General features: G+C 56.5%; 22 protein-coding genes. 11 read left to right on the top strand and 11 right to left on the bottom strand.

Annotated elements, in window-relative coordinates; genetic code table 11:
* Window positions 1-59 precede the first annotated feature (59 nt).
* Window positions 60-1,745, top strand: a complete 1,686-nt coding sequence (locus tag ACR0IO_RS13880) for a tryptophan halogenase family protein (protein ID WP_480742254.1) — start codon at window positions 60-62, stop codon at window positions 1,743-1,745.
* A 97-nt stretch (window positions 1,746-1,842) separates the two neighbouring features.
* Here the strand turns inward: ACR0IO_RS13880 and ACR0IO_RS13875 are convergent, their stop codons facing one another.
* Window positions 1,843-3,318 carry a sulfatase family protein gene (locus ACR0IO_RS13875; protein WP_480742253.1) on the bottom strand — a complete coding sequence of 492 codons (1,476 nt, stop codon included), beginning with the start codon at window positions 3,316-3,318 and terminating at the stop codon, window positions 1,843-1,845.
* Between the two features lie 437 nt (window positions 3,319-3,755).
* Here ACR0IO_RS13875 and rpsA point away from each other — a divergent pair, with 437 nt between their 5' ends.
* The 7 genes from rpsA (at window position 3,756) to ACR0IO_RS13840 (ending at window position 9,378) form a co-directional block, all read left to right on the top strand.
* Entirely contained in the window at window positions 3,756-5,432 is a 1,677-nt protein-coding gene (rpsA, locus tag ACR0IO_RS13870; protein WP_039532111.1) for a 30S ribosomal protein S1, read from the top strand.
* Between the two features lie 270 nt (window positions 5,433-5,702).
* Complete coding sequence (gene ihfB, locus ACR0IO_RS13865; protein WP_050603110.1) at window positions 5,703-5,987, top strand: integration host factor subunit beta; 285 nt, start codon at window positions 5,703-5,705, stop codon at window positions 5,985-5,987.
* A gap of 7 nt (window positions 5,988-5,994) precedes the next feature.
* Window positions 5,995-6,345 (top strand): lipopolysaccharide assembly protein LapA domain-containing protein, encoded by a 351-nt coding sequence (locus ACR0IO_RS13860; RefSeq protein ID WP_170334128.1) that lies wholly within the window; start codon window positions 5,995-5,997, stop codon window positions 6,343-6,345.
* A 9-nt stretch (window positions 6,346-6,354) separates the two neighbouring features.
* Window positions 6,355-6,999, top strand: coding sequence for a phosphoribosylanthranilate isomerase (locus ACR0IO_RS13855; protein WP_480742252.1), 645 nt, complete (start codon window positions 6,355-6,357; stop codon window positions 6,997-6,999).
* A gap of 46 nt (window positions 7,000-7,045) precedes the next feature.
* Window positions 7,046-7,381: a hypothetical protein gene (locus ACR0IO_RS13850; protein WP_155148959.1), complete on the top strand. Its 336-nt coding sequence runs from the start codon at window positions 7,046-7,048 to the stop codon at window positions 7,379-7,381.
* A 67-nt stretch (window positions 7,382-7,448) separates the two neighbouring features.
* Window positions 7,449-8,696 carry a tryptophan synthase subunit beta gene (trpB, locus tag ACR0IO_RS13845; RefSeq protein ID WP_155148961.1) on the top strand — a complete coding sequence of 416 codons (1,248 nt, stop codon included), beginning with the start codon at window positions 7,449-7,451 and terminating at the stop codon, window positions 8,694-8,696.
* Between the two features lie 49 nt (window positions 8,697-8,745).
* On the top strand, window positions 8,746-9,378 hold the full coding sequence (locus ACR0IO_RS13840; protein ID WP_480742251.1) for a class I SAM-dependent methyltransferase: 633 nt from the start codon (window positions 8,746-8,748) through the stop codon (window positions 9,376-9,378).
* Here the strand turns inward: ACR0IO_RS13840 and ACR0IO_RS13835 are convergent.
* The 7 genes from ACR0IO_RS13835 to ACR0IO_RS13805 all read right to left on the bottom strand — a co-directional run bounded on the left by ACR0IO_RS13835 (window position 9,366) and on the right by ACR0IO_RS13805 (window position 15,056).
* Window positions 9,366-9,488 (bottom strand): hypothetical protein, encoded by a 123-nt coding sequence (locus ACR0IO_RS13835; protein WP_480742250.1) that lies wholly within the window; start codon window positions 9,486-9,488, stop codon window positions 9,366-9,368. The two genes, ACR0IO_RS13840 and ACR0IO_RS13835, sit on opposite strands and share 13 nt — an antisense overlap.
* An 11-nt stretch (window positions 9,489-9,499) precedes the next feature.
* Entirely contained in the window at window positions 9,500-9,820 is a 321-nt protein-coding gene (gene hmuQ / locus ACR0IO_RS13830) for a heme-degrading protein HmuQ (protein ID WP_480742249.1), read from the bottom strand.
* 85 nt (window positions 9,821-9,905) lie between these two features.
* Window positions 9,906-10,283 (bottom strand): DUF2237 family protein, encoded by a 378-nt coding sequence (locus ACR0IO_RS13825; protein ID WP_170334124.1) that lies wholly within the window; start codon window positions 10,281-10,283, stop codon window positions 9,906-9,908.
* 9 nt (window positions 10,284-10,292) lie between these two features.
* A complete protein-coding gene (locus ACR0IO_RS13820) occupies window positions 10,293-11,456 on the bottom strand; it encodes a serine hydrolase domain-containing protein (protein WP_480742248.1) in 1,164 nt (387 codons plus the stop codon).
* An 82-nt stretch (window positions 11,457-11,538) separates the two neighbouring features.
* Complete coding sequence (gene pth / locus ACR0IO_RS13815) at window positions 11,539-12,222, bottom strand: aminoacyl-tRNA hydrolase (protein WP_480742247.1); 684 nt, start codon at window positions 12,220-12,222, stop codon at window positions 11,539-11,541.
* 91 nt (window positions 12,223-12,313) lie between these two features.
* Window positions 12,314-14,236, bottom strand: coding sequence for a DUF3604 domain-containing protein (locus ACR0IO_RS13810; RefSeq protein WP_480742246.1), 1,923 nt, complete (start codon window positions 14,234-14,236; stop codon window positions 12,314-12,316).
* Between the two features lie 163 nt (window positions 14,237-14,399).
* A complete protein-coding gene (locus tag ACR0IO_RS13805; protein ID WP_155148972.1) occupies window positions 14,400-15,056 on the bottom strand; it encodes a 50S ribosomal protein L25/general stress protein Ctc in 657 nt (218 codons plus the stop codon).
* A 148-nt stretch (window positions 15,057-15,204) separates the two neighbouring features.
* On the opposite strand from ACR0IO_RS13805, the gene ACR0IO_RS13800 reads away from it, so the two are divergent.
* Complete coding sequence (locus ACR0IO_RS13800; RefSeq protein WP_480742244.1) at window positions 15,205-16,377, top strand: MFS transporter; 1,173 nt, start codon at window positions 15,205-15,207, stop codon at window positions 16,375-16,377.
* A 32-nt stretch (window positions 16,378-16,409) separates the two neighbouring features.
* Here ACR0IO_RS13800 and ACR0IO_RS13795 read toward each other — a convergent pair whose 3' ends face one another.
* The 3 genes from ACR0IO_RS13795 to ACR0IO_RS13785 all read right to left on the bottom strand — a co-directional run bounded on the left by ACR0IO_RS13795 (window position 16,410) and on the right by ACR0IO_RS13785 (window position 19,095).
* Window positions 16,410-17,576 (bottom strand): alpha-hydroxy acid oxidase, encoded by a 1,167-nt coding sequence (locus tag ACR0IO_RS13795; protein WP_480742242.1) that lies wholly within the window; start codon window positions 17,574-17,576, stop codon window positions 16,410-16,412.
* Window positions 17,577-17,738: 162 nt separating this feature from the next.
* On the bottom strand, window positions 17,739-18,530 hold the full coding sequence (trpA, locus tag ACR0IO_RS13790; protein ID WP_480742240.1) for a tryptophan synthase subunit alpha: 792 nt from the start codon (window positions 18,528-18,530) through the stop codon (window positions 17,739-17,741).
* 79 nt (window positions 18,531-18,609) lie between these two features.
* Window positions 18,610-19,095 (bottom strand): acyloxyacyl hydrolase, encoded by a 486-nt coding sequence (locus tag ACR0IO_RS13785; RefSeq protein ID WP_480742238.1) that lies wholly within the window; start codon window positions 19,093-19,095, stop codon window positions 18,610-18,612.
* Window positions 19,096-19,295: 200 nt separating this feature from the next.
* Between ACR0IO_RS13785 and ychF the strand changes: the two genes are divergently transcribed.
* On the top strand, window positions 19,296-20,393 hold the full coding sequence (ychF, locus tag ACR0IO_RS13780; RefSeq protein WP_480742236.1) for a redox-regulated ATPase YchF: 1,098 nt from the start codon (window positions 19,296-19,298) through the stop codon (window positions 20,391-20,393).
* An 87-nt stretch (window positions 20,394-20,480) separates the two neighbouring features.
* Window positions 20,481-21,047 (top strand): hypothetical protein, encoded by a 567-nt coding sequence (locus tag ACR0IO_RS13775; RefSeq protein ID WP_480742234.1) that lies wholly within the window; start codon window positions 20,481-20,483, stop codon window positions 21,045-21,047.
* The last annotated feature ends 32 nt before the right edge of the window (window positions 21,048-21,079 follow it).

The following is a 21,079-nucleotide window of genomic DNA, read 5'->3' as shown; positions in this document are numbered from 1 at the left end:
CCCAAAAACAAAAAGGGCAAGCGGCTACAAAATCCCTCAAGCCAACAGGGACAAAAAATATGAATAATCGTTTGCGCAAGATCACCATCGTTGGTGGTGGCACAGCGGGATGGATGACCGCGCTAATCTTGGACATGGTGTTTTCTCGCACCTCAGCAGAAAAGGATCGTCCGCGTATCTGCCTGATCGAAAGCCCCAATATCTCTACAGTGGGTGTCGGCGAGGCTACGGTGCCGCGAATGCCGGTCACTATCCGTCAGGCGGGCATTTCAGAGCGAGACTTTTTCCGCGAGACCAACGCGTCTTTCAAGCTGGGTGTGAAATTTTGCAACTGGAACAAGGATCCCAAGGGTAATCGCATCGACTATGTGAACCCCTTTGCCCACGGCCAGATGGTCGAGGGATTGGAGGCCGCCGAGTATTTCCTGCGCTTTGGCAACGGGGACCGGGATTTTACACAATCAATCTCGCCGCACGATCATCTGGGCCGCATGTGCAAAGGCGCACGCCAGCTTGGCCAGCCTGAGTTTGATCAGCGGTTTGGTTATGCCTATCATCTGGACGCTGTTAAATTTGCGGGCATGCTCACCAAGGTCTGCACCAAACGCGGTGTGGAGCATATTCAGGATGAAGTGCAGGCGGTTGAGCTGGATGAGCAGGGCAATGTCAGCCATCTGATGTTAGAGCGCAAAGGTCGTCACGACATCGAGATGGTCGTGGATTGCACCGGGTTCCGCGGGCTGATTATCAATCAGGCCCTTGGTGAGCCGTTCATGGACTACTCGGATTATCTGCCCAACGATCGCGCCATGGCGTTGCAGATCGAGCATCCTGATCCAGATAAGATCGAAAGCCTCACGCGTTCTACCGCGCTAGGCGCAGGCTGGACATGGCGAGTGCCTCTCTACAACCGTGTGGGCACAGGCTATGTGTTCTCATCCGCGCATCGAACGGATGATCAGGCGGCAGATGAATACCTTGAATGGCTGGGCGACAGTGGAAAGGGTGCGACGCCGCGCGTGATTCCGATGCGCGTCGGGCGTGTGCGCAATGCCTGGGTCAAGAACTGTGTGGCGGTCGGTCTGTCCGGTGGGTTTATCGAGCCGCTGGAGAGCACCGCGATCCATATGATCGATCACGCGGTGCGCTGGTTTGCCGAGCACCTGCCAACCCGGGATATCGAGCCGTCGCTGCGGGACAGATATAACCGGCAGATGGACAAGCTGTATAATGAGGTTCTGGAGTTTATCTGTCTGCATTATCGATTAGGCAACCGCACGGATGACCAATACTGGATCGACGCGCGCACCGAGATGAAACTGCCAGACCGGTTGGCCGAGAACCTGGAGCTGTGGCAACACCGTTTGCCCATGGACCACGATATCGAGTTTGCCACGCTCTTTGACAGCCGTGTTTATCAGACCGTTCTTCTGGGCAAACAGGTCTATGATACGGGCTATGGTCCCGGTATCCGGGACCGTCTGCGGCCGTTGAAGAAACCGATTTGGTATCAGGGCATGAAGACTGCGAAAGCGGACCTTGCTCAGATACTCAAAATGATGCCGGACCACAAAACGCTGCTGCGCGATATACGCGGAGAGCTAGAGCAGCCAGCCTTTGGAATGGCGGCCGCAATGCAGCCGACAGTGGCAATGCCGGGCGCAGCACCGGCACCTGTTGCGATCCAGAACATGCCCAACTTTGCAGAAATTCAAAGTGGCGAAAAGGATCTGCAATTGTTCTAAAGGTTCTTTGCGATCCACTTGTTTAGTGGCGGTGACAGGTGTTGCCTCCACCGCGCGCTGATCAAGGGACCGCACAGAAGAGGCTAAAAGAGCTGAGCTAGAGTGCGGGGCCTTCGCGCAGCTTGTCCTGTTCGGACGGAGTTGGGGTGTGATTGAACACGAATGCAGTGCGGCAGGCTTCTTCGCCGCCCAGCTCCTCGATTTTTTTGCGCTGATCAGCGAAGGCACGGGCGTTGACCTCTTCGGGGTCGCAGATTTCGCGTAGGCGCAGTTCACCTTCAATCAGTGCCGCCTGAACCTGTGGATCATTCACCCGATCCATCGCGCGATTGACCTGTTCATGCGGATCAGATGCCAGATCGAACAACTGCGGCGGGTGGCCTACGTAATATACGTATTTCCAACTGCCCCATCGCACCATGAAGCTGCCGGTTTTTGATCCGCCATCATGATATTCGCTGAACCCGGTTCGGTCAGCATCGTCCGGCGCGTTGGCCAATCCAACCAGAGAGGTGCCGGGTTGGTTGGCGTTTCCATCGTCATCTTCTACGCTGCAGACATCGCGGGCGGTGGCGGCTATGTCCGTCAGGTTGGTGCATGTCGTAACGCGTCGCCCCGCCGGGATGCCCGGGCCAGCCGCAATCATCGGAACACCGGCGCTGGCCTCGTACATGACCTGCTTGGTCCAGAAACCCTGATCGCCCATCATATCCCCATGATCTGACACATAGACCACAACGGTATTGTCTGCCTGACCACTATCGGACAGGGCTTTTAGGATGCGCCCGACGCAATCGTCCATCAAAGAGGTCAGGCCGTAGTAGGCTGCCTTCGCCTCTCGCATCTTCTGCTCATCAAAGTAGTCGTCGTAGTTGAAGAACGATGCGATGTTGCGCAGCTCCTCATGATTGGGCAGCCCTTCACCGTAGCCGACCGGCAGATCCATTTTGGCCGGATCATAGAGATCGTACCATTCCTTGGGGCAGGTCAGGGGATAGTGCGGACTGACCAAGGACACGAAGGCGGCCCAAGGTTGGTCTTGTCGCGCCGGATCATTGAGCCAGGTCTCGGACGCCGCAGTGATATCCAGATCATAGTCGGTGTATGTGCTGGAGCCTACGCCTACATCGCCCGCAAGTTCCGCGGCCGAATCGTATTCAGGTGGGTTTTCACGAAGCAGACCGACCGCCCAGCCGACACCGCCAACTACGTGCATCGGCAGGATTTCCTGCGAGAACCCGTTGTCGTCCTCGGCAGACCGGAAGTGCAGCTTTCCGATCGAAACCACCTCGCGTCCGGCGTCCCTCAGCTGGCGCATCCAGCTCCGCGGCTGTCCGGTATAGGGCGTTGCGCTGTCCCAGTTTCCTGTCTTGTGAACCCAGTCACCCGTCGCGAGTGCCGCCCGCGTGGGGACGCACATGGGCGAGGGCGTATAGGCGGATTCGAACATCGTGCCCCGTGCGGCCAGTGCGTCCAGATTTGGTGTTTTGACAATCGGATGGCCGGCGCAGCCCATGGCGTCTTTACGGTGTTCGTCTGAAATGATCACAAGAAAGTTGGGTTGCTGGCTCATGAGGTCCTCCGCTTTTGGCAAAGATGCGCATTGCGGCTGCCTTTTGCTTTTCGAAACGCGACATTCCTCACCGGAAACGGCCGGTTTGGACAGTCTGCCTGAACGCGATCGCGCAATCCGTGTTTCAGCGGGATGCGCGAATTTGGGATCCCAAGGGGTGATCAGGCTGATCGGCAGGATCGCGCCAGAGATGCCCCGGGCCTTGCATAACAGGGCTTTGCTCTTGCACCTGCCGGGGAATCCGCCTATACGCGCGCTGTCGATACAAGGGCGGTCAACGTCCGGATGACGTTTCTGAGCAGGGCCGGGTAACCTCGGCCCTTTGTGTTTGTTTGCTCAGCGGCGCACCGGATCACGCCTGAAGACATCATGAAACAAGACCGGCGGAGACAACCGCTCGGCCAGCAAAAACGTATTGTAAAGGAAAATGACGCCACATGGCTAACGCATCCATGGAGGAATTCGAAGCCCTCCTGAATGAAAGCTTCGAAATGGACACACCCGAAGAGGGTTCTGTTGTCAAAGGCAAGGTTCTGGCGATCGAAGCCGGCCAAGCCATCATCGACGTAGGCTACAAAATGGAAGGCCGCGTTGATCTGAAAGAATTCGCAAATCCCGGCGAAGCTCCTGAAATCGCTGTTGGTGACGAGGTAGAAGTTTACCTGCGTGCCGCAGAAAACGCCCGTGGCGAAGCCGTCATCTCGCGCGAGATGGCCCGCCGTGAAGAGGCATGGGACCGTCTGGAAAAAGCATACGCCGACGACCAGCGCGTCGAAGGTGCAATCTTTGGTCGCGTCAAAGGTGGCTTCACCGTCGATCTGGGTGGCGCAGTTGCGTTCCTGCCCGGCTCGCAGGTTGACGTTCGCCCAGTGCGCGACGCTGGCCCTCTGATGGGTCTGAAGCAGCCGTTCCAGATTCTGAAAATGGACCGCCGCCGTGGCAACATCGTTGTTTCGCGTCGCGCAATCCTGGAAGAATCGCGTGCTGAACAGCGTGCCGAAGTCATCGGCAACCTGTCCGAAGGTCAGACCGTCGAGGGTGTTGTCAAGAACATCACCGAGTACGGTGCATTCGTAGACCTGGGCGGCGTTGACGGCCTGCTGCACGTCACCGACATGGCATGGCGCCGTGTGAACCACCCGTCCGAGATCCTGACGATCGGCGAAACCATCAAGGTTCAGGTCATCAAGATCAACAAAGAGACCCACCGCATCAGCCTGGGCATGAAGCAGCTGCAGGAAGATCCGTGGGATCTGGTTGCTGCCAAGTACCCGCTGGGCTCGGTCCATCAGGGTCGCGTCACCAACATCACCGACTACGGCGCGTTCGTCGAGCTGGAAGCCGGTGTCGAAGGTCTGGTGCACGTGTCCGAGATGTCCTGGACCAAGAAAAACGTCCACCCCGGCAAGATCGTTTCGACCAGCCAGGAAGTCGACGTCATGGTTCTGGAAATCGACGGCGCCAAGCGCCGCGTGTCTCTGGGCCTGAAGCAGACTCAGCGCAACCCATGGGAAGTGTTTGCAGAAACACACCCCGAGGGCACCGAGGTCGAAGGCGAAGTCAAGAACATCACCGAATTCGGTCTGTTCATTGGCCTCGAAGGCGACATCGACGGTATGGTTCACCTGTCCGACCTGTCCTGGGACGAGCGTGGCGAGGATGCGATCCAGAACTACCGCAAAGGCGACATGGTTTCGGCCGTTGTTTCGGAAGTTGACGTCGAGAAAGAGCGTATCTCGCTGTCGATCAAAGCCCTGGGCGGTGACAAGTTCGCCGAAGCCGTGGGCGGCGTGAAGCGTGGCTCGGTCATCACCGTTGAAGTCACCGCGATCGAAGATGGCGGTATCGAGGTGGAATACGAAGGCATGAAATCCTTCATCCGCCGTTCGGACCTGTCGCGTGACCGTGCCGAACAGCGCCCCGAGCGTTTCTCGGTCGGTGACAAGGTCGACGTTCGCGTCACCAATGTCGACAGCAAAACCCGTCGTCTGGGCCTGTCGATCAAGGCACGCGAGATCGCCGAAGAGAAAGAGGCCGTGGAACAGTACGGTTCTTCCGACTCGGGCGCGTCGCTGGGCGATATCCTGGGTGCAGCGCTGAAATCCGGCGACTAATCCGGGGCACATCCCAAAGTGAATTTTCGGCCTCGCACCATGGTGCGGGGCCGTTTTTGTTGCGAATCAATGTGTTCCAAATTCCAGCGTTGAATTTGAATATGTACACGCATTAAGTGTCCAAACCGGGGTTCAACCCCAAAAATTATCGAAGTTTCCTAAAAAAGGGGACCCGGACACACAGAGTTTACGTTCCCCCCCACGGCGTTTTTTCCTATACTGACCAGACCAGTAGACGACGTAACACGGTGACCTGGGAGGGTAGCACGCATGATCCGTTCAGAACTGATTCAGAAAATCGCCGACGAGAACCCGCATCTTTATCAGCGCGATGTCGAGCGGATCGTGAATACCGTTTTCGAGGAAGTAACTGATGCAATGGCACGCGGTGATCGGGTTGAACTGCGCGGCTTTGGCGCATTTTCAGTGAAAAAGCGGGACGCCCGGGTGGGCCGCAACCCAAGAACCGGCGAAACTGTGCAGGTCGAGGAAAAATGTGTGCCGTTTTTCAAAACAGGTAAGTTGCTACGGGACCGTTTGAACGGTAAAGCGTGATCTCATGATGCGCTACATTCGCTATGCTTTTCTTGCGATCCTCGGGATCGTTCTGGTTTCAGTTTCACTGGCCAATCGCCAGATAGTTGAACTGAAACTGATGCCCGACGCTTTGTCCGAGCTATTAGGCTTTAACCCATCCACCTCTCTGCCGCTGTTTTTAGTGGTCCTAGGGGGCGTGGTTGCCGGATTGGTGATCGGATTTCTTTGGGAATGGCTGCGCGAACATAAGCATCGTCGCGACGCCACCGCCAAAACCAGCGAAGTGCGCAAGCTTGAGCGTGAGGTCAAGAAGCTCAAGAAAAAGCAGAATCAGGGACAGGATGATGTTCTCGCCCTGCTGGACGAGGCAAGCTGAGGCCCTCTGATGTCGGACAATGTGAGCGTAAAGATCTGCGGATTGACCGCACCGGAACACGTGTGCGCTGCTGCTGATGCTGGTGCACGCTATGTTGGGTTTGTGTTCTTTCCCAAGTCTCCCCGACATCTGGAGATCTCCAAAGCGGCAGAGCTTGCACATCTGGTTCCGGCCGGGGTTGCAAAAGTCGCGCTCACCGTAAACGCGACAGATGAGGACTTGGACCTGATATTGGCGACCGTTCCGCTGGACATGCTGCAATTGCATGGCAAGGAAAGCCCGGATCGCGTTTCCGAAGTCCGGGACCGATTTGGTCTGCCGGTGATGAAAGCTGTAGGTGTGGCCGAGGCAGAGGATCTGGCTGCCATAGACCTTTATTCCGAGGTCGCGGATCAATTGTTGATCGACGCCAAACCACCGAGGCATTCAGAGTTGCCGGGTGGCAATGGGCTGGCTTTTGACTGGCGGTTGCTGGCCGGACGAAAGTACTGGAGACGACCCTGGATGCTTGCAGGTGGTCTGACGTCCGATAACGTGGCCGAGGCGATCCGCATGACCGGGGCGCGACAGGTTGATGTCTCTTCAGGTGTTGAAAGTGAACCGGGGATCAAGGATCCGATCCGTATCAGAGACTTCATCGACGCGGCAAAGTGATCTGACCAATACCATGCTGCGTATCACTGGTCGGGGAGGATTAGTGATGCTGGCTGCGATTGGTGGAGTTTCCTTAAAACATTGGTACAACGCGCCCGAGTTCTTTTGGCGCGCGGGACGTGCGTTACAGCAGGCAAGGGGCGATGCGCTTTGCCTTCATGCTTCGGTCTTCCCCCATAACGGGCTCTATTTTTCTTACAGTGTCTGGCAGGATATCGAGGCCATGCTGACCTTTTCACAGTCTGGTCCCCATCGCCGGGTGCTGCAGGTGACAACGCGTCTGGCCAGCACTTACAGGTTTTGTCATTTCTCCTGTATCGCCGTGCCGTCCCAGGAGCAGGCCTTGCGTATCTGGAGTGAACGGGGTCTAGCCGCGAAATGATGCGTTTTGCCATGGCAAATCCTGCCGCCACCTCCTATGAACAACGGGCACGACGATGGAGACACCCATGGCCAATGATCTTTTCAACTCCTTCATGTCCGGTCCTGATGAGCAGGGCCGTTTTGGCATCTTCGGCGGACGGTTCGTCAGCGAAACGCTGATGCCACTGATCCTGTCGCTGGAAGAAGAATACGAGAAAGCTAAGGATGATCCGACATTCTGGGCAGAAATGGATGATCTCTGGGCGAATTACGTCGGTCGCCCGTCGCCGCTGTACTACGCTGAACGCCTGACCGAGCATCTGGGCGGCGCCAAAGTGTATATGAAGCGGGATGAGCTGAACCACACCGGCGCTCACAAGATCAACAACGTACTGGGCCAGATCATTCTTGCGCGCCGTATGGGGAAGACCCGGATTATCGCAGAGACCGGTGCGGGCCAGCACGGCGTGGCAACGGCCACCGTCTGTGCCAAGTTTGGTCTGAAATGCGTGGTCTATATGGGTGCACATGACGTTCAACGTCAGGCTCCGAACGTGTTCCGTATGCGTCTGCTAGGGGCCGAGGTCGTGCCGGTGACATCTGGTCGAGGTACGCTGAAAGACGCGATGAATGATGCGCTGCGCGACTGGGTAACCAATGTTCGTGACACGTTTTATTGCATCGGCACCGTGGCTGGCCCGCATCCCTATCCCGCGATGGTTCGCGACTTCCAGTCGATCATCGGTAAAGAAGCCAAGCAACAGATGCAGAAGGCCGAAGGTCGTCTGCCCGACACCATCATTGCCGCGATCGGCGGTGGTTCGAACGCGATGGGCCTGTTCTTCCCGTTCCTCGACGATAAAGAGGTCAACATCATCGGCGTCGAGGCAGGTGGTCGCGGTGTGAACGAAAAGATGGAGCATTGTGCGTCGCTGACAGGTGGCCGCCCCGGCGTTCTGCACGGCAACCGAACCTATCTGCTGCAGGATGATGATGGTCAGATCCTAGAGGGCTATTCGATTTCAGCAGGCCTGGACTATCCGGGTATCGGCCCGGAGCATTCGTGGCTGCATGAAGTGGGTCGTGCGCAGTATGTATCGATCACCGACAAAGAGGCGCTTGAGGCGTTTCAGCTGTGCTGCGCGACCGAAGGTATCATTCCGGCGCTCGAACCCAGCCACGCTTTGGCTCATGTGATGAAGATTGCACCTGATCTGCCCAAGGATCACATCATCTGCATGAACATGTGTGGCCGGGGTGACAAAGACATCTTCACCGTAGCCAAGCATCTGGGCTTTGACATGTCCGATACCGAAGGTCGCGACGCGGACTGAGTCTGCGCGAAGACTGTTCGCCCTAACTGAATTGTGTCAGGTTGCGTTTATGCGCAACCTGTCTTCACCAATCAGCACAAAGCAGCTCGATCAGAAATACGACGCTGCCGCCCCTGGCTGGGCGGACAAGATGCGTTTGCTTGGCTACTTTGATGCCTATCTGGGGTTTCTTTCAGCGGATCAATCCATGGAAATGGGTGGTAATGCGCTGGATGTCGGATGCGGAACCGGAGCGTTTGCCGAAGCGCGCGCAGTCGTGCAGCCCAAGGGGCGCATCACACTGCTGGAGCCGTCGGTGAAGATGCTGCAGCAAGCCAAACATGCTTTGTCCGCCCGTGGCATCGACGCCGACACATCGCTTTCCAGATTAGAGGATTTTCAGGCAAGCAGGCCTTTTGACTGTGTTATGGCGGCACATGTTCTGGAGCATTGCACTGACCCCGTGGCTGCACTGCGACAGATGCGAAATTTGGCAGAGCCGGGCGCCACGCTGTGGCTGGTGGTCAGCAAGCCCCATTGGTGCAATGCCATCATCTGGTTTCAGTGGCGGCACCGGTCTTACCGACCAGAAGCGGTGGCGGAAATGTTGGAGAAGGCGGGATGGCAGCTGACGGCTGAACACTGTTTTCCAACCGGCCCTCCATCGCGTACATCGCGTGGATATAGGGCTCAAGCGGTCTGACCCCAGACGGTGTCAGTGGCGTGTTTCGGAAGGCTGCGGGTCGCATGGCTGCTTGCCAGTTCATTGGCAATAGGGGCAGCGATGAAGTGATGCTGCCCGCTATAACTCATGCGGTTGGTTGCTAACCCTCTTGCAGGACGGTTTCAAACCCTTCGAACTGCGGCGGCCCCATCAACGCAGACTGGGTGTTGCTGTTCCCTGCATTCCTGTGGGCATCGCGAAATTGCTCAGACTTGGTCCAGGCTTCGAAATCCTCGCGCCGATCCCAGATCACATGACTTGAATACAGGCGATATCCATCCCCTTCCGGCCCTTTCAGCAGTCGAAATTCCCGGAAGCCGGGCAGTTCGTTCAGCCGGCTCTGACGTGATTTCCAGACTGCTTCGAAATCTGTTTCACTACCCAGCCGGACTTTGAACCGGTTCATGGCGATAAAGCTCATGGCTTACCTCATTCGTTTGTGGTGCAGCGCTGGCTTAACGGTGGTCTGGCTCGCCTTTTGATAGGGGTGGAGTAATACGTCGTGATCAACCCGTCTGCACGGCATGTTGCCGCAGAATATTCAGGGGTACGATCTCCAGAGCCCTCTGGTGGGTCGCCTCCAGATGGACTTTTGGGGCGCATCCTTCGTCATGGGCTTGGAGGAATCGGCCGGCGCACAGGCACCAGCTGTCACCGGGTTTGAGGCCAGAAAAGTCGAACTCGGGCCGAGGGGTACTCAGATCATTACCGACATACTTGGAATAGGCCAGAAACTCGGCTGTCATGACCGCGCAGACCGTGTGGCTGCCCTGATCCTCGGGGCAGGTATTACAGGCGCCATCACGAAAGAACCCTGTCAGGGGATCGCGTGAACAGGGGGCAAGTACGCCCCCCAGCACATTGATGCTGTCTTGCTTTTGCATGCGAGCACCTTACAGGCTTTGAGCGATCTTGCGGAACATTTCGATATTTTGCTCGTTGACGCCTTGTTCACGGAACTTTCGATCCGCACCAGTCGACACTATCAGGACGCCGCGCGGCTGATCGAAGTAGATATATTGGCCATAGACACCACGCGCCAGAAACTCACCTTCATGCGCGCCAAGCGGGATCCACCATTGGTAACCATATCCGATTTTCCCCTGAGCAGTCGGTGCACTGGGCTGGGTGGATTCCGCGATCCAATCAGCAGGCACCAATTGCTGACCATCATGCACCCCATTTTGCAGGATCATCTGGCCAAAGCGCGCGAAATCGCGGGTTGTGAAGTTCAGCCCCCCGAGTACAAAGGCAACGTCGGCCCCGTCAGTGATGTAATATCCATCGCGTTCCAACCCCAAAGGCTGCACGATTTTCTCTGTCATCAACTCGGATACGCTGCGGCCTGTGGCCCCCCGGATCACCATGCCGATCACATGGGTGTCGATTGAGACGTATTGCCAGGTCTCTCCGGGTGTCGTGAAGCTTTCTTCCAGCGAAGCTGCGAAATCATCCAGCTCTCCACCAAGGGCGACGACACGGCCCATCCGGTTGATGTCTGAGTTGTAGTCCAGATAGTCTTCATCGAAGGTCACACCGCTGGCCATGTTCAGGACATTTCGGATCGTTGCGTCCTGATAGGCACTGCCTTCCAACTTGGGCGCATACTTGGTCACCGGGTCATCCAGCGATGCGATGGCGCCTTCTTCCATCAGAATGCCAAACAATGCGGACAGATAGCTTTTGGCGACCGACCACGAAATCCTTCGGTCATCAGCCCCGGTCCCAAGGTAATACTCTTCGAACCGGATCTGACCGTCCTGCATCACCAGCAACGAGGTGACCGCGCGATCTTCGATCCATTGATCCGTTCCCTCGGGCAGGTCGAATCCGCTTCCGTAAGGAAGCTCCGAGGTCGGTCCATCCCCGCGTGGCAAGTCGATTGTCAGAAAAGCCTCGTTCATATGCGAAAAGTTGTGAACGATCTTGTCCTCGGAGAACAAAGAGTTCACGGCCATCAGCCGCTGAATCTCTTCACGTTTCCAGATCCCTACAACAACTGCCGCCAGTACAAAGACCAATACAATACGCAGCAGCCACTTAAAAAATGTTCGCATCTGTCGCCTCCCTATATGGGCGACATTGGAACGTGACGTGACCCGTTCCGCAATTGATACGTTACGGAAACCTGCGGTCAGATTATTTAAACTTGTCCAACAGCTTTTGCATTGCCGAGCGATTATCAGCTTCTGGTTCCGGCTCTGCCACGGCTTTTGCCGCTGGCTGAGGTTTGGCTGGTGACTTTGAAGAACGTGCGGGGGCAGTTCGCAAGGCAACCGCGTTCATGAATTTACCGCCTTCACCATCGGCCAGTTGACCCGCGCCATCCGAAACGCCGCGCAAGACATCGTCCAGCCAGTCCGCCTCAGATTTGGCAAAGTCGCTCAGGACATAGGGTGAGACCATTTCTTTGCGCCCCGGGTGCCCGATGCCCAGACGCACCCGATCATAAGCGGCACCGATGTGATCATGGATCGAGCGCAGCCCATTGTGGCCCGCATGGCCACCACCGGCTTTAACGCGCACCTTGCCCGGTGCCAGATCGAGTTCGTCGTGAAAAACAGTCACATCGGTCGAGTCGAGTTTGTAAAACCTCATCGCTTCGCCCACGGACTGGCCAGATCGGTTCATGAAGGTTTGCGGTTTGATAAGCAGCACTTTCTCAGCGCCTAACCGACCTTCGGAAATTTCTGCCTGAAACTTGGATTTCCACGGGCCGAACCCATGATCGTCAGCAATCCTGTCCAGAGCCATGAAGCCGATATTGTGCCGGTTCCGGGCATACTTCTGACCCGGATTTCCCAGTCCGACAAACAGTTTCATGGTTCTGCTCCGCGCTTCCTTGTTCGCTTTGCCCTCTCATGCCCCGAATTGGATCGGAAATCCAGCCGGGGCAGGGAACAAAGGACGGTTCTCAGCCTTCAGGCGTGTACCAGATTGGCGAAGTATAGGCGCGTTCGGTCGTCGTCATTGGCACGTTGGAATCCATCTGAACGTTGAACCGTTTGGCCTCGTAAGCCGTCCAGCGCGGTGTCGGTATTTCGATGACGCGGACGTAGTAGAACGCCCGTTGCGACGGATCGAAGTCGGGATCCTGCCAATACGTGATCAGTTCTGGTGCACCTATTGTGTTGGTCCAAGTGGCGTTTTCCACGTCGACGGTGTTGCCGACCGAGGGCAGCTTGCCGTCTGCTCCGGGTGTGCGATCACCGCCCCACGCCACGTCATAGAGCTTTTCGCCGCGTGTCCCGTCGGCGTTCAACCAACCTTTGACGACCTGAACGCGGTCAAGGTTTCCGCTGTAGGGGTCTTTCAGCGCTGCAATCAAGAAATTTGGCGCACCGTCGCTTGGGTTGTTTGGCAGGTCCGATCCCATGGGAACACCCTTGGCATAGCCGATATCGGCCGGCAGTCGGGACAGCGCATCTTCTTCGGCAAAGTCCCAACCTCCGAAGAACCGTACAAGGATACGAGAGCCGGTAGTGCCGTAGACTTCGCGCCGCTCCAGCGCATCAAAGATAGCTTCACGCGTGTTTTCGACGGCCCAAACCGCCGCGTAGCCGCCTGAGGCCTGTTTCCATCCATAAATCGAGAACTCGGGGTCCGGCGCTTCGATCACCAGATGCTCCCACCGGTTTGGTTCAGGTTCAACGCCGGAATGCTTGCCAAAGAAGTTTTCTTCTTCCACAGCTGCCATACCCGTATGTGCATCGGTCGAGCCAATCTGACCGACCTTATAGGGATTGATGCCCAGTTGCTCTTCCAGCATCAGCCCGGTTTTGTAGGCCTCGCGAGAGTATTCGTACTGCAGCATGTCCTGAGTTTTGGCCTCGGTACCGTTCAGGTTCGACGCATCCCAGGTGTCGAAATCGGCAAACTCGTCATCGGGGCTCAGGAATGGATGTGCCTCACTGTCACCTTTGATCTGGGTTGTTTCGATGACCGGTTCGAACCGGGCACGCAAACGCGCGTTTTCTTCTGTCAGCGGGGTTCCGTCGAAATTGGACACTGAAAACAGCCGCCCATTGGACAGGTTCCCGTTATGCGGAATCGCCAAAACGTCGCCACCGGTTCGGTCTTCGTAGTCAGCCAGATGTGCCCAGAGTTCTTCAGGGTTTTTGCTGTCGAATTGCGAGAACGGCAGCACCTGATTGGCCATGGCCGCGCCATCCCTGAAGATCACGTTGCGATGGATGTTGTCTCCACCCTCGGACGTCCATTCATACCCGATCAGCGCTGTAAATACGCCCGGCTCGTTATAGTGATCTGCGAGCGCCGTATAGTTTTGCCAGGCATCCTTGATCGCTCTGGGGTTATCTATCGGCGGTTCATCGCCTGACAATGAGGCGACAATTTCCATTGCGGTCGCAAAGACCAGATCGGAATCGTTGCTGGTCAGCGCATCGTACCAGGCTTTGCCCTGTGGCGTGGACAGGACATTCTGATCGCCTCCAAGCAACTGCGGCATCAATCCGTACATCTCGGCGTGATCCGAGATGACCAGCCAATCCAGCGGTCGAGACAGTTTCGCCTGAAGCCCGTGCGTTGTGGTGACCTCGTGACCACGCGCAAAGCGGAAGGCATCTTCCTGACTTAGCCGGGTCATCGTTCCAGCGTCTACAGATACTTCAGTGTGGAGATGGGTATCACCCCACAGAGGCTGCGTCGGGAAATTTCGGCCCGCATAGGGCGAGAAATGATCAGAAGTGAACCGTTCGGCGACATCGTCCTTGCTGGGCAAAGTGTCCTGTACCTGCGCGTACGCAGCACAGCTGCAAGCAATTCCGCCAATCGTTGAAATCAAGGTTGCTGAAAATCTGTAACGCTTGGTTATCATTGCAGGCTCCGTTGAACTGATCGCTGGCAAGTGACCCTGAACTGAGGTCACTGACGACGAGCCTAGCATAGTTTGCGTTCAAATTCTAAAATTCGCATTTTGTAAAACGAAAACGGGGCTCCGATGGAACCCCGTTTCAAAATCAGAACAGTCGAAACTGAACTTATTCTTCAGCTTCCTGACCGACGACTTCAACTTCGTCTGCGGCCACTTCTGCTTCATCACCTTCTTCGTCGTCGCTGGTCGACAGACCGGTCGGTGCCGAAACGTTCGCGATCACGAAGTCACGGTCGATGGTCGGCTTGGTGCCTGCGGGCAGGTCAACCGACGAAATGGTGACAACGTCGTTGATGTTCATTCCGGTCACGTCGACAACGATCTTCTCAGGAATGTCACCTGCGGTGCACATCAGTTCGACTTCCGGGCGGACAACGGTCAGAACGCCGCCCTTTTTGATGCCGGGAGCTGCATCTTCGTTGATGAACTCAACGGGGATGAACAGCGCGATCTTGGTGGTACGACGCAGGCGCATCAGGTCCAGGTGGGTCGGCAGGTCTTTGACAACGTCACGCTGAACGTCGCGGCAGATGACGCGAACGTCTTCGTGGCCTTCGACTTTCAGGTTCCACAGGGTCGACTTGAACCGGCCTGCTTTCAGGCGCTTGAACAGGACGTTGAACGGGATCTGGATCGGCAGCGGCTCTTTGTCACCACCAAAAACAATGCCCGGAACCATGCCGTCGCGGCGTGCCTGACGAGCGGCGCCCTTGCCTGTCCCCGTCCGTTCCAGAGCTACGAGATCAGGAATCTCTCCAGCCATGATAATTCTCCAATGTTAGGGCGGACATCCTCCAAGGCTGTATGCCCGCGTGAAGGCTGCCGTTTAAACCGGATTGATGAGGTTGAAAAGGCCTAAAATGCTATGGTTTTGGCTGGACGAGCGCAATTGGCTGTGTCAGCGGTAGCATATGCGAATTAAGGACGATCTGTACGCGTCACGACGGGCGCTGGCCGGTTTTGTCGTGATTGGGTTGGGCTGGGCAAGTTTCTCGGCCCAGATGCCTGTGATCAAGGCGCAGGTGGACGTAAGCGATGGGTTCTGGGGTACCCTGGTTCTAATGGGGTCGACAGGGGCCTTGATGGCGATGTGGCTGGCTCCTCTGGTCTATCGGGTGTTGGGGGCATGGGCGATGATCGCCGGTGCCTTCGTGATGGCAAGTGGCTTTGTGTTGGTCGGAATGGCACAGGGGCCGTTCGTCCTGGGCCTGGCGCTGTTCCTTGCCGCGGGTGGGTCAGGTGTGGCGGACGTGTTGGCCAATGCCGAGGTCAGCGAAGCTGAGGCTGAGACAGGTCGAAGCCTGATGAACCTGAACCACGGATGCTTTTCGTTGTTCTACGCCTTCGCCGCTGTTTGTGTAGGTGCAGCGCGAGGCGCTGGATTAGGGCCGGTGATGATATTCACTGGGACCGCGCTGGCGATCGCGATCCTCGCGATCTGGATGAAACTGCCAGATCGTCAAGAGCATGATGATGACCCTGCCGAAGCGAAAGGTATGCCCTACGGGCTTGTCTGGGTCGGTGGCTTGGTCGTGCTGTCTGCATTTCTGGGTGAGGCCGCTTCGGAAGGTTGGTCGGCCCTGCATGTGGAGCGCACATTGGGCGGTGGTCCTGCCGAGGGTGCGATGGGCCCGGCGCTTCTGGCCGCAGGGATGGCCGTCGGTCGGCTTGGTGGACACGTGATCGGGGCAGGCTGGCCGCCAATACGAACGATGATAATCGCCTCGTGTATTGCTGGGTCTGGATTGGCGCTGTCAGGGATCGCGCCAGATATTCCAGTTGCCTATGCGGGTTTCTTGCTGGGCGGGCTGGGAGTTTCTGTTGTAGGCCCCTTGGCCCTGGGCCTTGTCGGTCAGGCAGTGCCGAGGCATTTGCGATTGGCTGCGATTTCGCAAGCCGCAGCTCTGGGCTATGCGGCGTTTTTCCTAGGGCCGGTCTTGATGGGCTATGTGGCAGAAGGTTTCGGACTACGCGTTTCGTTTTATGTAATCGCCGCGGTGATGTTTATTGTCGCTGCAGTGCTTGTCCCATTGTGGGCGCGACTGTTGGCAGGGCAGCGCGCAGGTCGGCACATCCGTTCCTGAAACTGACGCGTGCCGACCAAGAGTGGGCAGGATTATTCCTGCCAGCGACCTTCAAAGTCTTCGGGGACAAGCAGATTGTGGCGTCCCAGATCGCTGACATTCCGCTCTCCGCAGAGCGCCATAGTGGTGTCCAGCTCTTTCTGGATAACCTCCAGCGCTGTGGTCACGCCCTTTTGCCCCATAGCGCCAAGCCCATAAACAAAGGCGCGCCCGATATAGGTGCCCTTGGCCCCCAGAGCGAGAGCCTTGAGCACGTCCTGTCCAGAACGTATGCCGCTGTCGAGATGTACTTCAACGTCGCCGCCGACGGCGTCCATGATCTGGGGCAGCATGCGGATCGAACTCAGCGCGCCGTCCAACTGCCGACCGCCATGGTTGGAGACGACAATCGCATCTGCGCCAAGTTTGGCTGCCATTTTGGCATCTTCGGCATCCAGAATACCTTTGAGGATGACCTTGCCACCCCATTGCTCCATCAGCTTTTCGATCTTGTTCCAATCGAGGCTTGGATCAAACTGTTCAGCAGTCCAGGCGCCCAGCGAAGATGCGTCTGAAATGCCTTCGACATGACCGACGATATTGCCGAATTCACGTCGCTTGGCCCCCAGCATCTCGATACCCCATGCCCATTTGGTCATCAGGTTGGCAATGGTCTTCGCAGTCAGCTTTGGTGGAGCGGACAATCCGTTTTTAAGGTCTTTGTGGCGTTGGCCAAGAATCTGCAGATCCAGCGTAATTACCAGCGCAGAACATTTTGCATCCTTGGCACGCTGGATCAGGCGGCTGACATAATCCTCGTCTTTCATTGTGTAGAGCTGGAACCAGAACGGTGCGCTGGTGTGTTCCGCCACATCTTCGATCGAGTTGATCGACATGGTGGACAAGGTGAAGGGGACGCCGAACTCCTCGGCTGCTTTTGCGGCTTTCATTTCCCCATCAGCATGCTGCATGCCGGTCAGGCCCACAGGCGCCAGGGCCACGGGCATCGATACATCCTGACCAATCATTTGCGAGGCTGTTGATCGGCCTGCCATGTCGACGGCGACACGCTGGCGCAGGCGGATATCTTCGAAATCCGAGCTGTTTTCACGAAATGTCTGTTCAGTCCAGCTGCCGCTTTCAGCATAGTCGTAGAACATGCGAGGCACACGGCGTTCGTAGATACGCTTCAGGTCTTCGATGTTGGTGATAACGGGCATAAAATCAGACCTCGGGGAGTTTTGGTTAAGTTTTCTTACCAATTCAGGGGCGCGATCGCAATGATCTAGCTTGTCGCAGTATTCAGTCACTGCAATTCAAAAAAACCGCCGCAGAATTGGGTTCTGCGGCGGTTAGTCGATTTTGAACTGTTTAGCTTTGTATCATGCGCTGTGTGCACCATCTGAAAGCGATTTTACAAACTCAAGCACTTCGCCAACGGGTTTGCCCGCGCCGATCTGGCTGACGATTGCAGAGCCTACGACTGCGCCGTCAGATACACTTGCGATATTGCGGGACTTCTCTGGCGTGTTGATCCCGAACCCGACAATTACTGGCAGATCGGTTGCTGCTTTGATGCGTGCGACTTCCGGTCCGACATCAGTTGCTTGCGCTTCGGCTGCGCCCGTGATCCCGGTGATAGATACGTAATAAACAAAGCCCGAGGTGTTCTGCAGAACGCGCGGCAGGCGCTTGCCATCGGTGGTCGGGGTGGCCAGACGGATAAAGTTCAGGCCTGCAGCCTGAGCAGGCAGGCACAGCTCTTCATCTTCTTCGGGCGGCAGATCCACAACGATCAGCCCGTCGATGCCTGCATCCTTTGCGTCGGTCAGGAACTTATCGACACCACGGCTGTAGATCGGGTTGTAATACCCCATAAGAACAATCGGCGTGGTGTCATCGGTTTCCCGAAACGCCTTTGCCAGATCTAGCGTACGCTGCAGGGTCATACCGCTGTCCAGCGCCCGCTGTCCGGCAGCCTGAATTGTGGGTCCGTCCGCCATCGGGTCGGTGAAGGGCAGACCCAACTCAATTACATCCACACCCGCGCCGGGAAGACCTTTGACCACCTCAAGAGAGGTTTCATAGTCGGGATCCCCTGCCATGACATAGGCGACAAAGGCTTTTTTCCCTTCGGCTTTCAGGGCGGCAAACTTGGCGTCGATACGGGTCATCGGATGTCCTTGCGATCAGGTTTCGACCTGATGTGCAGAAACTTTGCCCGAAAATCAATCCCGCTCCTGACAGGATAAGTCAGAACCCGTAGTGATACCGAACCAGAAGTGAGTTTACGCCCGGGTTATCATCCTGCGTGCTGGCGTTGGATTTGTGGGTAATAGCCATCGAAATCTTGTTGCCGCTGTTCAGTGTGTAACCGACGCCGAACAGGCTGCGGATCTGAAAGCTGCCACCCAGATCATTCAGAGCGTTTGACTCGTCATAGTAACCGGGCATGACGCTGCCCTCGAGGAACCAGCGATCAGCAAAGGTGTAGATCCCGATCAGGCCAACACCAACATGTGTATCGCCGTCCTTGTCGACCGAAAGCGCACCGCCCCATGTGGCGCTGAAACGGGTGGCTTCGTGAAAGGGCCTGTGCTGATACTCAAGCGAGAAAATCGCCTGATCAACGGATTGGCTGTCGGAGTAGTCCGCATATCCGGCGCCAAAGATTAACGACTGGGCCTGCGCCGCTGATGCAGCGGCCAAAATCGCAACAGAAACGAGTAAAGATCTCATGATGGGGCTTCGCTAATTGTTTGTTCGCAAATCGTTAGGTGGTCATCCTAGGGATCAAATTTCAATGTGCGCAACTGCGCAGGGCGACAACAATTTTGTGATGTTGCCAATTGATCCTAGTTCTGCAGGTCGTTTGTCTGGCTTGCGCATTGACGCTGACCTGCATAGAAGCAGCCGTCGAATGGCTTCAGGAGACCGTCATGGGCTTTAAAATGGGAATCGTGGGTTTGCCGAATGTAGGCAAGTCGACCCTCTTCAATGCGTTGACCAAAACCGCAGCCGCACAGGCGGCGAACTTCCCGTTCTGCACCATCGAACCCAATGTGGGTGATGTGGCTGTGCCCGATGATCGTCTGGATAAACTGGCGGCCATTGCCAGCTCAAAACAGATCATCCCGACCCGGATGACATTCGTGGATATTGCGGGCCTTGTGAAAGGTGCATCCAAAGGCGAGGGGTTGGGCAACCAGTTTCTGGCTAACATCCGCGAAACCGACGCTATTGCCCACGTCTTGCGTTGCTTCGAAGACGGCGACGTAACCCACGTTGACGGCCGCGTCGATCCCGTGGCCGATGCCGACACGATCGAAACCGAACTGATGCTGGCGGATCTGGAAAGCATCGAAAAGCGCCGCGCCAATCTGGTGCGTAAGCTAAAGGGCAACGACAAAGAGGCCCAGCAACAGGACCGTCTGCTGGCCGAAGCGCAAGCGATGCTGGAAAACGGCAAGCCCGCGCGTCTGGTTGAAGTGTCAGACGAAGACGCCAAGGCCTGGAAAATGTTGCAGCTGCTGACCACCAAACCGGTCCTCTACGTCTGCAACGTTTCCGAAGAGGAAGCAGCAGACGGCAACGAGTATTCTGCCAAGGTTGCCGAGATGGCTGCGGCACAAGGCAACTCTCACGTCATCATCAGCGCCAAGATCGAGGAAGAGATCAGCCTGCTGGAAGATGACGAGGCGCAGATGTTCCTTGAGGAGATGGGTCTGGAAGAGCCCGGTCTCGATCGTCTGATCCGCGCCGGTTACGACCTGCTGAAACTGGAAACCTATTTCACAGTCGGCCCGAAAGAGGCCCGCGCCTGGACCATCCGCACCGGCACCGCCGCGCCGCAGGCCGCCGGTGTGATCCACGGCGATTTCGAAAAGGGTTTCATCCGCGCCGAGACCATCGCCTATGACGACTACATCGCCGCCAATGGGGAACAGGGTGCCAAAGAGGCAGGCAAGATGCGGGCCGAGGGCAAGGGATACATCGTCAAGGATGGCGATGTGATGCACTTCCTGTTCAATACTTAAGGGTGCGCGGGGCGCGAACGCCACTCGACAGGCGGGTTTTGCGATACCTATTCTGCAACGGGTCCGTCGATACGTTTCAAGCGGGCTATGAAAACCAGCCGAAGTAGCTACATCATGGGCATGGTGAAGTTCGTATTGGCATTAACTACGGCTGTTCTTTTGTCGTCATTTCCCGTGCTCGCCGACAAAACGGACGAAGCGATTGAGATAGTGTCATGCATCAACACGGCGAATGGGCATTCTGAGCCGGTGTATGGAACGCCTTGGGAACTATCGCAGGCAGTGCTTGAGTTGCCCTTTGAACATGAGTTGGAGCGACTGGCGGACGGGTACTTTTTTGTCGGCGGAAGACGGCTCGGGTATCACGGCACATGGGCCGCGTTTCTTGATCTTACTCTCAGCGACGGGATCGCTTATGAAGTGAGAGATCAGGACGACGACCTTTTGATTTTTGCGTCCAGCTTTGTTCCGCCCGAGGTTGTTTCGGCGTTGGGTGAGTGTGGCGTAGTATGGGGCGGATTTTGGGTTGAAGACTATCCCATTGTGGTTCTCGACCCTCCGCCTGTAACGCCGCTGCCCATGGAACAAAGGCTGCCCGACAACCAATTAAAAAGCGGTGCTGACTTGCTTCCTCCCAAAAGATTATCGGAGTAGCCCCGATGTTCCGTGGCATCCTGTTCAGTCCC

Source organism: Ruegeria sp. CE12, from assembly GCF_056537525.1.
The sequence above is the reverse complement of the archived record's forward strand: the minus strand, read 5'-3'. Positions and strand labels throughout refer to the sequence as shown.